Origin of the sequence: Streptomyces sp. NPDC058008, assembly GCF_042886395.1 — a bacterium.
GTDB lineage: Bacteria > Actinomycetota > Actinomycetes > Streptomycetales > Streptomycetaceae > Streptomyces.
In genome coordinates, this window is sequence record NZ_JBHVQX010000007.1 from 223,611 (window position 1) to 236,656 (window position 13,046).

At 73.0% G+C, this 13,046-nt stretch carries 9 protein-coding genes; 4 read left to right on the forward strand and 5 right to left on the reverse strand.

The features are described 5' to 3' along the window. Positions 1 to 3: 3 nt before the first annotated feature. Positions 4 to 1,143 (reverse strand): molecular chaperone DnaJ, encoded by a 1,140-nt coding sequence (gene dnaJ / locus ACFVS9_RS09790; RefSeq protein ID WP_383117594.1) that lies wholly within the window; start codon positions 1,141 to 1,143, stop codon positions 4 to 6. Beyond that, entirely contained in the window at positions 1,144 to 2,160 is a 1,017-nt protein-coding gene (gene hrcA, locus ACFVS9_RS09795; protein ID WP_145801598.1) for a heat-inducible transcriptional repressor HrcA, read from the reverse strand. It abuts the gene before it with no gap. Positions 2,161 to 2,325: 165 nt separating this feature from the next. On the opposite strand from hrcA, the gene ACFVS9_RS09800 reads away from it, so the two are divergent. From ACFVS9_RS09800 to ACFVS9_RS09815, 4 genes are all read left to right on the forward strand, one after another. Then, entirely contained in the window at positions 2,326 to 3,048 is a 723-nt protein-coding gene (locus ACFVS9_RS09800) for an MBL fold metallo-hydrolase (RefSeq protein ID WP_389931270.1), read from the forward strand. Positions 3,049 to 3,073: 25 nt separating this feature from the next. Beyond that, entirely contained in the window at positions 3,074 to 3,892 is an 819-nt protein-coding gene (locus tag ACFVS9_RS09805; RefSeq protein ID WP_383117596.1) for a DUF3097 domain-containing protein, read from the forward strand. Between the two features lie 119 nt (positions 3,893 to 4,011). Continuing rightward, complete coding sequence (locus ACFVS9_RS09810; RefSeq protein ID WP_389931272.1) at positions 4,012 to 6,897, forward strand: ABC transporter substrate-binding protein; 2,886 nt, start codon at positions 4,012 to 4,014, stop codon at positions 6,895 to 6,897. Positions 6,898 to 7,003: 106 nt separating this feature from the next. Then, on the forward strand, positions 7,004 to 7,144 hold the full coding sequence (locus ACFVS9_RS09815; protein WP_389931273.1) for a hypothetical protein: 141 nt from the start codon (positions 7,004 to 7,006) through the stop codon (positions 7,142 to 7,144). A gap of 183 nt (positions 7,145 to 7,327) precedes the next feature. Here the strand turns inward: ACFVS9_RS09815 and hemW are convergent, their stop codons facing one another. From hemW to ACFVS9_RS09830, 3 genes are all read right to left on the reverse strand, one after another. Then, on the reverse strand, positions 7,328 to 8,560 hold the full coding sequence (gene hemW / locus ACFVS9_RS09820; RefSeq protein WP_389931275.1) for a radical SAM family heme chaperone HemW: 1,233 nt from the start codon (positions 8,558 to 8,560) through the stop codon (positions 7,328 to 7,330). Between the two features lie 11 nt (positions 8,561 to 8,571). Beyond that, entirely contained in the window at positions 8,572 to 10,533 is a 1,962-nt protein-coding gene (locus ACFVS9_RS09825; protein WP_389931276.1) for a SpoIIE family protein phosphatase, read from the reverse strand. Between the two features lie 320 nt (positions 10,534 to 10,853). Then, positions 10,854 to 12,743 (reverse strand): AMP-dependent synthetase/ligase, encoded by a 1,890-nt coding sequence (locus tag ACFVS9_RS09830; protein WP_389931278.1) that lies wholly within the window; start codon positions 12,741 to 12,743, stop codon positions 10,854 to 10,856. Positions 12,744 to 13,046 lie beyond the last annotated feature (303 nt).

Sequence of the window (13,046 nt, forward strand, 5' to 3'; positions counted from 1 at the left end):
GGTTCAGCGGCCGTTGAAGGCGTCCTTGAGTCGGGAGAAGAGGCCCTGCTGCCCCGGCTGGAACTGGCCGGTGGGCCGCTCCTCGCCGCGCAGCTTGGCCAGCTCCCTCAGGAGGCGCTCCTGCTCGGGGTCCATCTTCGTCGGGGTGATGACCTCGACGTGCACGATCAGGTCGCCGCGCCCGCCGCCGCGCAGGTGCGTGATGCCGCGCCCGTGCAGCGGGACCGACTGGCCGGACTGGGTGCCCGGCCGGATGTCGATCTCCTCCAGGCCGTCGAGCGTCTCCAGCGGCACCTGGGTGCCCAGCGCCGCGGCCGTCATCGGGATGGTGACCGTGCAGTGCAGGTCGTCCCCGCGACGCTGGAACACGGCGTGCGAGAGCTCGTGGATCTCGACGTACAGGTCGCCGGCGGGGCCGCCGCCGGGGCCGACCTCGCCCTCGCCCGCGAGCTGGATCCGGGTGCCGTTGTCGACACCGGCCGGGATCTTGACCGTGAGGGTGCGCCGCGAGCGGATGCGGCCGTCACCGGCGCACTCGGGGCACGGGGTCGGCACGACCGTGCCGAAGCCCTGGCACTGCGGGCAGGGCCGCGAGGTCATGACCTGGCCGAGGAAGGACCTGGTGACCTGGGAGACCTCGCCGCGCCCGCGGCACATGTCGCAGGTCTGCGCGGAGGTGCCGGGGGCCGCGCCCTCGCCGCTGCAGGTCGTGCAGACGACCGCCGTGTCGACCTGGATGTCCTTGGTCGTGCCGAACGCCGCCTCGGAGAGGTCGATCTCCAGGCGGATCATCGCGTCCTGGCCGCGCCGGGTGCGCGAACGGGGTCCGCGCTGCGAGGCCGTGCCGAAGAAGGCGTCCATGATGTCGCTGAAGTTGCCGAAGCCGCCGGCTCCGAACCCTCCCGCGCCACCGCCGCCGCCCGAGGCGGACAGCGGGTCCCCGCCGAGGTCGTAGACCTGCTTCTTCTGCGGGTCCGACAGCACCTCGTAAGCGGCGTTGATCTCCTTGAACCGCTCCTGGGTCTTCGGATCCGGGTTGACATCCGGGTGCAGCTCGCGGGCGAGCCGACGGAATGCCTTCTTGATCTCGTCCTGAGATGCGTCGCGGCGCACGCCGAGTACGGCGTAGTAGTCCGTGGCCACTTACGACTCCGCCAGGATCTGTCCGACGTAACGTGCCACTGCGCGTACCGCTCCCATCGTTCCGGGGTAGTCCATGCGGGTCGGTCCGACCACGCCGAGTTTGGCGACTGCCTCGTCGCCCGAACCGTAGCCGACCGCGACGACGGACGTGGCGTTGAGGCCCTCATGGGCGTTCTCGTGCCCGATCCGTACGGTCATGCCCGAATCCGTTGCCTCACCGAGCAGCTTCAGCAGGACGACCTGCTCCTCCAATGCCTCCAGCACCGGCCGGATCATCACAGGGAAGTCGTGCCCGAAGCGGGTGAGATTGGAGGTGCCGCCGATGATCAGCCGCTCCTCCGTTTCTTCGACCAGAGTCTCCAGGAGGACGGAGAGCACCGTGGACACGGTTCCCCGGTCCTCGGATTCGAAGGACTCCGGCAGGTCCTGCACCAGTCGCGGGACGTCCGCGAAGCGTCGTCCGACGACCCGGCTGTTGAGCCGGGCCCGGAGGTCGGCCAGCGAGGTGTCACCGAACGGTGCGGGGCAGTCGATCATACGCTGCTCGACCCGGCCCGTGTCCGTGATCAGCACGAGCATCAGCCGGGCCGGAGCCAGCGACAGCAGCTCCACGTGCCGGACCGTCGACCGGGTCAGCGAGGGGTACTGCACGACGGCGACCTGCCTGGTCAGCTGCGCGAGCAGCCGGACCGTGCGGCCCACGACGTCGTCGAGGTCGACCGCGCCGTCGAGGAAATTCTGAATGGCCCTGCGCTCCGGCGACGACAGGGGCTTGACGCCCGCGAGCTTGTCGACGAAGAGCCGGTAGCCCTTGTCCGTCGGGATGCGCCCCGCACTCGTGTGCGGCTGCGCGATGAAGCCCTCGTCCTCCAGCACCGCCATGTCGTTGCGGACAGTCGCCGGGGAGACCCCGAGGCTGTGCCGCTCCGTGAGCGCCTTGGAGCCGACGGGCTCCTCGGTGCCGACGTAGTCCTGGACGATGGCGCGCAGCACTTCGAGTCTGCGTTCGCTGAGCACCGCGCACACCTCCAGCTGTGGTTCTCCGGCGTCTGCCTGGCACTCTGCGTGTTCGAGTGCCAGCAATCCCCCCGGTCAGTGTACGGGGGCGGGGTGGGGCCGGGGCAAGGGCGACCGGCCACGCCGTCACGGGACGGCGCAGGTCGTTGCCGATAGCGTCGCCCTATGGACGTCTCCTGGGAAGACTTCGGGTGGGAACGGCTGGGCCGGACCGCGGGGCGGCGCCGCCTGCCCGTCTGGGACGCGACCGCCGCACTGGTGGCCGGCGCGGACGGTGTGCTGCTCTACGACACGGGCTCGACGCTCCGTGAGGGCGTCGAGCTGCGGACCCAGGCGGAGGCGCTGCTGGGCCGGAGGGTGACGCATATCGCACTGAGTCACCCGCACTTCGACCACGTGCTGGGCACGGCCGCCTTCTCCGGGGCGGAGGTCTACGGGGCGGTCGGCACGGCGGATCTGCTGGGCCGGGGCGCCGGTGAGCTGCGCGCGGACGCGCTGCGGCACGGGATGGGCGAGGCGGACGCCACGGCCGCCACGGACGCGCTGGTGGCCCCGCGGCACCAGGTGAGCGGCGAGTGGACGCTCGATCTCGGCGGCGGGCTCCAGGTGCTGCTGGCCAACGTGGGCCCGGGCCACAGCGGCCACGACCTCGCGGTGCTGGTGCCGGGCTCCCCCGTCGTGGTGCTCTGCGGCGACCTGGTCGAGGAGTCCGGCGAGCCGCAGGCGGGCCGGGACGCGGTGCCCTCTCGCTGGCCGGCGGCGCTGGACCGGCTGCTGGAACTGGGCGGCGAGGACGCGCTGTACGTCCCGGGGCACGGGGCGGTCGTGGACGCGGCGTTCGTACGGGCGCAGCGCGACCGACTGGCCGTCCGCTTCGGCGTGTCGTGAACGGGCCGCCGTCTATCGTCGTGCCATGCGCAGCTACCAGCCGGACCTGACCCCGCCGTGGAAGAAGCCGGCCTCCGCCCCCGAGGTCCCCGCCGAGCAGGGCATGGTCGTCGAGGAGGCCGTCACCGGCTTCTGCGGGGCGGTGATCCGCTGCGAGAAGACGGCCCAGGGCCCGACGGTCACGCTGGAGGACCGCTTCGGCAAGCACCGGGTCTTCCCGATGGAGCCGCGCGGTTTCCTGCTGGAGGGCAGGGTCGTCACCCTGGTCGGCCCGTCGGCGGGCGGCCCCGTGCGCCCCTCCCGCACGGCGTCCGGTTCGGTGTCGGTCCCCGGCGCGCGGGCACGGGTGGCGCGGGCGGGCCGGATCTACGTGGAGGGACGGCACGACGCGGAGCTCGTCGAGCGGGTCTGGGGGGACGACCTGCGCATCGAGGGCGTGGTGGTGGAGTACCTGGAGGGCGTCGACGACCTCGGGGCGATCGTCCGGGAGTTCGCGCCCGGCCCGGACGCCCGGCTCGGTGTGCTGGTCGACCACCTGGTGCCCGGTTCCAAGGAGTCCCGGATCGCCGGACAGGTCACCGGCGAGCACGTGCTGGTGGTGGGACATCCGTACATCGACGTCTGGGAGGCCGTGAAGCCGTCGTCCGTGGGCATCCCCGGATGGCCGGCCGTACCGCGCGGCCAGGACTGGAAGACGGGCGTGTGCCGGGCGCTGGGCTGGCCGCAGAACACGGGGGCGGCCTGGCAGCACATCCTCTCCAAGGTCAGCTCCTACAAGGATCTTGAGCCCCAACTGCTCGGCAGGGTGGAGGAATTGATCGACTTCGTCACTCTTCCCGCCTGATGTACCGGACGGGTTGAGGAGGATCCGGTACCGATCCCCGTGAACACCTGCGCCGCACTCGCACCATCCGTTATTGAGGGATGACGGCGGGCCGGGCTCAGGGGAAGGCACGGGGGCGGATGACGCGCGAAGTGTGGCGGGGCAGTGCGGAGAACGAGGCGGCCTCCGCCGTCTTCCACCTCATGCAGGAGCTGATCGACCAGTACCGGGTCAACCGGCCGGTGATGCCCCTCGTCGTGGCGCAGGCCCAGGACGCGTCCGCCGGGCCGGAGGCCGACAGGAGGGTCGAGAAGATCGTCCGCCAGGTCCACCGGGCGAACCAGCTGCGCCGGGTCCCGGTGAGGCTCCTCGACGGCGGCGGCGACACCCCGTACGAGGCGGCGCTCTCCATGGTCCGCACCCTGACCGAACGCCCGTGGGAGACCAGGGGCACCTCCCAGTACAAGCCCTTCGCCTTCCCGCGCTCCCGGCTGCTCGCCGCGATCGAGCAGGCCACCGCCACGGTCGTCGCCCGGCAGGACCGGGGCTCCGCCCGCGAGCGCGACGAGCGGATCCTGGAACAGCTGGGCAGCCTGCGCTGGCGGGCGAGCCGGTCGGGGGGCAACACCTGGTGGGACTCGCTGCGCGCCTCGGTCCGTCCGGAGACCTTCCTGGGGGCCGTCTTCATCGCCGTGCTCAGCGTGCTGCTCGGCGAGATCGGCTGGGGGCCGACCGTCCTGGTGGCCGCCGCCGCCCTGCTCGGACTGGCGGTCGTACGGCTGTTGACGAGGGCCGCGCCCCCGCTGCTGTGGCTGCGCCGGGCCAGCAGATGGCTGGCGACCACGTCGTCCCTCGCCGCGTCGAGCACCGCGTATCCCTCCGACGGCTGGTCACGCTTCTCCCCCAGCGGTTCGTGGCGGGTGATCCGGGCGCGGGCCGCCGCCGTCGCGGAGCGGGTGGCCGACGCGGGGACGGGCGACGAGCACGCGCGCCAGTTCCACCTGGAGCTGCGGGTCCAGGCGCTGCTGGAGGACCTGCTGGACGGCTACCGGGCGCACGCCCCGGACTGGCGGCGCGCCAAGCGGACCGTCCCGCCGGTGGTGTTCCTGCCCACGGCCACCCAGGACAACGGCGGCGTCCTGCTCATCAACGCCATCAACAACGTGCGTTCCCGGCGCAGCGAGGTGGATCCGCTGCTGCTCCTGGCCTCCCTGCCGGCCGACCGCATCATGCGGCACACCCCGCCGCTGCCTCCTCAGCCGCCTGCGCACGCCGGGGCCAGTTCGGGAGCCCGCGCACGGTACGAGAGCTGGGTGGAGGCCCTGAGCGTCGGCCAGGCCCCGGCGGCGGCGGTGACGCCGGCCTGGGTGCTGCGGCTGCCCCTGCCCACCGAGCAGCTGACCCACGAGCACGCCTACCTCCAGCTCCGCACCCACCGGGTCCGCAGGACCTGGGCCTGGTGGGTGATGTCGGGGAGGACCGTCACCCTCGTGCTGGTCGGCGCGCTGCTGGGGACCTTCCTGTGGAGCCAGCACTGGAAGGAGACGTACTGCTACGGCCCGCTCGTCGGCCGCAGCACGGACGCGGTCAGGCTGGCCGGGCCCGGGGGCGCCGAGGAGTGCGTCGGCGTGGCGACGGTGCCCGGTGTGCGCTTCGCCGGGGGCAACACCCTCCAGCTGAGCGGGGCGGGCAGGGGCATCACCTTCGAGCGGATCGAGCAGGCGATACGGGAGCAGAACGCCAGGATCCAGCCGGACGCACCGCACGTCACCGTCGTCTACGCGGGCCCGCTCACCGGCACCGACGCGAACCGGGAGGACACCCGCAAGGGCCTGGAGGAGCTGACGGGCGTCTATCTCCACCAGCGGTTCGTCAACGACACGGCGAATCGTTCCGTCAAGCTCCGGGTCCTGACGGCCAACGGCGGCCAGGACATGCTGCGGCAGACGACGGCGGTCCGGAAGATCATCGAGGTCGCCCGGCGGGACTCCTCCGTGGTCGGCGTGGTGGGGCTCGGCCGGAACACGACGGACAGCGCGACGGCCACCGGGCTCCTCCAGCGCGCCGGACTGCCCCTGGTGGACACCACGAACTCCGGGAGCGACCTGGCCCGCGACTACCCGAACTACTTCGGGGTCTCCGCGACCGACGAGGAACAGGCCGACGCGGTCGGGCTGATCGCCGGACAGCTCGCGGACCGGCTGGACGATCCGCAGGCCGTCGTGCTGTCCCGGAACGTCGGCAACCAGGACAAGGACCGCTACACCACCGAGCAGCGCAGGGTCGGCCTGGAGATGCTGAAGGAGTCCGGCTTCACCCTGGTCTCCGACACCCGCTACTCCTTGTCGAAGGACGGCGGCTCCGCCAATCTCGACGGGCCCCTGCACACGATCTGCGGGGCGGAGCGCGTGCCCGACGCCCTGTACTTCGCCGGCCGGGTCGAGGACGTCAACACGCTGATGTCGGGCCTCGGGCAGACGGCCGGCTGCTCGGACCGGGCGATCACGGTCTTCACCGGCGACGACCTGGCCAAGGCACGCTTCGACGACGCGACGAAGCTGGCGGACAAGGTCACGCTCTACTACGGGGCCCTGGCGCCGATGAGCCGGGGCGGGGGCCGGGCGTTCTACGAGGACTCCCGCAAGGCGCTGGAACAGCTGCTGCCCGAAGGCCGGCGGCTGCCCGCACTGCCGAAGGAGCGCCCGTACGAGGACCAGCTGTTCGCGAGCGGGCAGTCGGTCATCTCCTACCAGGCGACCGCGGCCCTCTACGCCGCGGCGACCCGCGGCGACACCCCGCAGAGCGCGGCGGAGACCTGGGCGACGCTGTACTCGGTGGCCCTGCACGACATGCCGACCGGGACCGTCACCTTCCGGGGGACCACGCCCTACGCCGACCAGAAGGTGCACGGCCTGAACGTCGTCGAGGTCACCCGGCCGGGGCCGGACGCGCGGATCCGCGTCGTGTGCGGCCGGGCGGCGGGTGCCCGGACGGTGCTGACCCGCGCGGACTGCCCACTGCCCTGAGAGCCGGCCCGCTGCCCTGGGGCCGCCGCTGTTCCGTGGACCGCCCGGTGTTCCGTGGACCGCCCCGGTGTTCCGTGGACTGCCCCGGGGGGCTCGGTGCTGACCGGTGAGCCCGGAGCCGCCCGGTGCGCTCGGTGCGCTCGGTGACCATCCGGTGGGCTCGATGCTGACCGGCGCGCTCGGTGACCATCCGGTGGGCTCGATGCTGACCGGCGCGCGCTCCATGCTGACCGGCGCCGCTCCATGACATCCGGTGCGCTCCATGCTGACCGGCGCCGCTCCGTGGCGTCCGGCGGCGGACGGCTGCCGGGGGCGGCTCCGTACCGCCGGGGAGTGGGCGACGGCTGCCGGGTGACCGGCGCCCCGCGCGAATGCTCCGTACGCTGCCCGGACCCCGCGCGGGGTCCGGCCCGGGTCCGGGGCCGGGCGCTCAGTCCACCAGGTCCCGCACCACGGCGTCGGCCAGCAGCCGGCCCCGCAGCGTGAGGACCGCGCGTCCCTCGCCGTACGGGCCGGGCTCCAGCAGACCGTCCGTCACCGCGCGCCCGGCCGCCGCGAGGCCCGCGGGGGCGAGCAGGGACAGGGGGCAGCCCTCGACGAGCCGCAGTTCCAGCAGGATGCGCTCGACCCGCCGGTCCTCGTCGGCGAGCACCTCTCTGCCCGCTCCGGGCGAGCGGCCCTCGGCCAGGGCCTGCGCGTAGGCCCCGGGGTGCTTGACGTTCCACCAGCGCACGCCGCCGACATGGCTGTGCGCGCCCGGTCCCGCGCCCCACCAGTCGGCCCCGCGCCAGTACAGCTCGTTGTGCAGGCAGCGGCCCTCGGGGGTGCGGGACCAGTTCGACACCTCGTACCAGGAGAAGCCCGCGGCGGCCATCGCCTCGTCGGCGATCAGATAGCGGTCCGCGTGGACGTCGTCGTCCGTCATCGGGACCTCACCCCGGCGGATGCGGCGGGCGAGCTGGGTCCCCTCCTCGACGATCAGCGCGTACGCGGAGACGTGGTCGGGGCCCGCGCCGATCGCCGCGTCCAGGGAGGCGCGCCAGTCGTCGTCGGACTCACCGGGGGTCCCGTAGATCAGGTCGAGGTTGACGTGCTCGAACCCGGCCTGACGGGCCTCGGCGACGCAGGCCTCGGGCCTGCCGGGCGTGTGGGTGCGGTCCAGGACCTTCAGGACGTGCTGCCGGGCGCTCTGCATGCCGAAGGAGACCCGGTTGAAGCCTCCCTCGCGCAGGGCGGCGAGGTACGCCGGATCGACGGATTCCGGATTGGCCTCCGTGGTGATCTCCGCGTCCTCCGCGAGCCCGAACTCCTCGCGGATCGCCGCGAGCATCCGGACGAGGTCGGCGGCGGGCAGCAGTGTCGGCGTGCCGCCGCCGACGAAGACCGTGCGGACCGGCCGGGGATCGTCGCCGAGCACCTTGCGGGCCTGGCGGACCTCCTGGACCAGATGGGCGGCGTAGTTGTCCCGGGAGGCGAGCGCACCACCGGAACCGCGCAGCTCGGTCGCGGTGTAGGTGTTGAAGTCGCAGTAGCCGCAGCGGGTGGCGCAGTAGGGCACGTGCAGGTAGAAGCCGAGCGGCCGTCCGACGGCGCCGTCCAGGGCATGGCGGGGCAGGGCCCCGTCGTCGGGCACGGGCTCACCATCGGGCAGTACGGAAGGCATACCGTCCATTGTCACTCGCCGGCCGAGCTGCCCCGCACCGCCGTGTGCCGTCCCCCGTCGACCTGGATCACCAGCATGGCCAGGTCGTCGTCGGGCGGGCGTTCCGCGAAGGCGTGCACGGCCCGCTTGATCCGGTCGGCGATCCCGGCGGCGGGAAGCCCCGCGCAGCCCGCCAGGACCCGTGCGAGGCCGTCGCCGTCGTCGAACATCAGCCGCCCGGAGCGCCTCTCCGTCACCCCGTCGGTGACGCAGAGGAGGCTGTCGCCGGGTGCCAGGTCGAAGCTCTGGCTGACGTACGCCACGTCCTCGACGATGCCGAGCAGCACCTGCGGCTCGGCGGCCGGGCGTACGGTGCCGTCGGGGCGCAGCAGCAGCGGGAGCGGATGGCCGGCGCTCGCCACGGTGCAGCGCACCCCGCCGTCCGGGAGCGGCACGAGGTCGCCGTACAGCAGGGAGAGGAAGCGGGACTGGGAGCCGTCCTGGATCTGTTCGCCGCCCTGGAGCTGCTGGCCGCCGGCCGCCGCGACCATGAGGGCGGCGGCCTCGGCGGCCTCCATGGCGTCGTCCAGGAGGAGCCGGTTGAGCCGGTCGAGCACCTCGCCGACGCTGAAGCCCTCCCGGGACAGCAGGCGCAGCCAGGGCCGGGCGAGACCGGTGACGACGGCGGCCTCGGGGCCGCTGCCCTGGACGTCCCCGAGCACGAAGCACCAGCGGCCGCCGGGGCACGGGAAGAGGTCGTAGAAGTCGCCGCCGACCACGCCGTCGTCCCCCGGCTCGTAGACCAGGGCGCTGGTGACTCCGGGTATGTCGGCGACCTTGCTGGGCAGCAGGCCGCGCTGGAGGATCCGGCTGATGGTGGCCTGGCGGGTGTAGGCGCGGGCGGCGCCCACCGCGAGGCCGACCCGGCGGACGAAGTCCGCGAGGAGGGCGGCGACCTCGTCGGGGATGCGGTCGGTGCCCTCACGGCCCACCAGGACGGCGCCGAGCGTGCGCCCGCCGGAGACGATCCGGTGGGCGAGCGCGGCGCCGGAGACGCTCTCACGCTCCGCCGTGGCGCCGCCGGGCCAGGGGATGGGCACGGGACCGGTACCGACGCTCCCCGGCAGCCGGAGCGGCTCCTTCTCCAGGGCGGGGCGCAGCAGCGCCGTACGGGACTCGTCGCTGTGCCAGACCCCGGCGAGGCGGGGCACGGCCGACGGGCCGCCGCCCTCGCTCTCCAGCCATATCGCGCACCAGTCCGCGAGCCGGGGCACGAGGAGCGGGCCGGCCGTGGACGCCACCAGGTCCTCGTCGAGCTGGCCCGCGAGGAGGACGGACGCCTCGGCGAGGAAGGAGGGCCCGCCGCCCCGGGCCCAGCCCGCGTCGTCACGCGCGGCGTGCGCCCCGCCGGGAACGAGGATCCCGCCGGGGCGCGGGCCGCGCCCGAGGGCGTCGCCGGAGGCGGCCTGGGGGTCGGGCAGTCCGTACCGGTCGTCGCCGGGCAGGCGGGCCCAGACGGTCTTGAGCCCGGTGCGGTAGGTGATGCCCCAGGATTCGGCGAGGGTGGCGACGAGTTGCAGTCCCCGGCCGTACTCGGCGGGGTCCGGGCGCTCGGCACGGCCGTCGCGCACCGAGCGGGCCGGATGGTGGTCGGTGATCTCCAGCACCAGCGCGGCGGGCTCGGGGCCGGCCGAGTCCTCCAGCCTGAGGAGCAGCTCGACCGTCGTACCGGCGTGCACGACGGCGTTGGTGACCAGTTCACTGGCCACGCTCAGGGCGTCGTCGGTGAGCCGTTCGCCGAACTCTCCGGCGGAGGGCAGGCCGAGCCCCGTCCAGTCGGCGAGGGCGGCCCGGACGAATCTGCGGGCCGCGGCCGACGCCTGCGGGATTCCGGGCAGGCTCGTACGGGCGACCGGACGCGGGTCGCCGTCCTGGCCTGCGACGACGGTACCGGGACGCTGGACGATGTCCCGCTGCAAGGGAATGGGCCCCACGGTGCGGCTCCTGACAGTCTCGCGAAACGCCGCTGACGTATCCCGACAGAGTGACAGACCGGGCGCGCCCATAAGCGCCGAGTGACGTAAGTGGCCGCGGCCGGAAACGAACGGGCCGGGCCCGGCGTGCGCTCGCGCACTCACCGGACCCGGCTCCCACGTGCTCCTGCGTGCTCCCCCGGCCGGGCGGCCGGGCCGTCGGGCCTCGCCGGGTGCCGTCCACACCCGGCGCGAGCCGGCGTACGGGTCCGTCCACGCCCCGCCGGAGCCCGCGTACCCGTCCCGTCCACGTCCGGCCGGGACCCGCGTACCCGCTCCGTCTACGCCTCGCGGGAACCCGCGTACATGTCGTCGATGAGGTCCTTGTACTCCCGCTCGACGACCGGCCGCTTCAGCTTGAGGCTGGGGGTCAGCTCCCCGTGCTCGATGTCGAGGTCGCGCGGCAGGAGCCGGAACTTCTTGATGGTCTGCCAGCGTTGCAGCCCCTCGTTGAGCCGCCGCACGTACCCGTCGATGAGCTCCACGGTCCGCGGGGCCGCCACCACCTCGGCGTACGGCTTCCCGCCGAGCCCGTTCTCCTCGGCCCAGCCGAGGATGGTGGGCTCGTCGAGCGCGATGAGGGCGGTGCAGAAGTTACGGTCGGCGCCGTGCACCAGGATGTTGGAGACGAACGGGCACACCGCCTTGAACTGGCCCTCGACCTCCGCCGGGGCGATGTACTTGCCGCCGGACGTCTTGATCAGGTCCTTCTTGCGGTCGGTGATCCGCAGATAGCCGTCCTGGGAGAGCTCGCCGATGTCACCGGTGTGGAACCAGCCGTCGGACTCCAGCACCTCGGCGGTCTTCTCGGGCAGCCGGTGGTAGCCCTCCATCAGCCCGGGGCCGCGCAGCAGGATCTCGCCGTCGTCGGCGATCCGGACCTCGGTGCCGGGGAGCGGCTTGCCGACGGTGCCGGTGCGGTAGGCGCCGCCCGGGTTCACGAAGGAGGCGGCGCTGGACTCCGTCAGCCCGTACCCCTCCAGGATGTGGATGCCCGCTCCGGAGAAGAAGAGGCCGATGTCCGGCGCGAGGGCGGCCGAGCCGGAGACGCAGGCGCGGAGCCGCCCGCCGAAGGCCTCGCGGATCTTCGCGAAGACGAGGGTGTCGGCGACCTTGTGCTTGGCGCCGAGCGCGAAGGGCACGGAGGCCCTGCCCGTACGCCGGAAGTTGTCCTGCGACACCGTGGCGTACTCACGGGCCACCTCGGCCGCCCACTGGAAGATCTTGTACTTGGCGCCGCCGCCGGCCCTCGCCTTGGCCGCGACCCCGTTGTAGACCTTCTCGAAGATGCGGGGAACGGCCGCCATGTAGGTCGGCTGGACCACCGGGAGGTTCTCGATGATCTTGTCGACCCGGCCGTCGACGGCCGTGACGTGGCCGACCTCGATCTGCCCCGACGTGAGCACCTTGCCGAAGACGTGCGCGAGCGGCAGCCAGAGGTACTGGACGTCTCCCTCGGTGATGAGGCCGGTGGCCACGGTCGCCTTGGCCATGTACGACCAGTTGTCGTGCGGCAGCCGCACCCCCTTGGGGCGGCCGGTGGTGCCCGAGGTGTAGATCAGGGTGGCCAGCTGGTCGGCGGTGATCGCGGCGACCCGTTCGGTGACCGCGTCCGGGTTCTTCGCCAGGTACTCGGTGCCCCGGGCCTCGAGTTCGGCGAGGGTGAGGACCCAGCCCTCGGGGTCGTCGTCCACGGGCTCGGCACCGGCCGGATCGATGACGACGACGTGCGCCAGTTCGGGCAGCCCGGCCCTGCTCTCACGGGCCTTCGCCAGCTGCACCGCGTCCTCCGCGATGAGCACGCGGCTGTCGGAGTCGGCCAGGATGAAGGCGGACTCCTCCGTGTTCGTGGAGGGGTAGATCGTCGTGGTCGCCGCGCCGGCGCACATCACGCCGAGGTCGGCCAGGATCCATTCGACGCGGGTCGACGAGGCGAGCGCGACGCGCTCCTCCGGCAGGACACCCAGAGCGATCAGACCGGCCGCGATGGCGTGGACCCGCTCGGCGGCCTGCGCCCAGGTGAGCGACTTCCACTCGTCCGGGCCCTGCCCCGTGGCGGCCGGCACCGGGTAGCGGTACGCCTCCCCGTCCGGGGTGGCCGCCACGCGGTCGATGAAGAGAGCCGCCACGGAGGGCGGTCGGCTATCGATCAGGGTCTGTGTGTCGCTCACGACGTCCTCCGGGCCTGCGGCATTGCTACGACCGGCTTATGGGTGCTGCTGCTTGTATGTCCTGCTTCTCGTTCCCGCTCGGCCTGCTTGTTTAACTGGCGAGTAACTAACGGGGTGGTGATCAGACTAGAGCGCGGGCGACCGTCGCGTAAGAGGCAACGGGCCGCCGCTTGATAACGAAGCGGGCCCCTGCGCCACGGACGTCCGTGGCGCAGGGGCCCGCCGGGGACCACCCGCGCCCCCCCGGCCGCGTACCCCCGGGTCCCCCCCGGGGGCGGGGGGAGGCACCAACCGGGTACATCA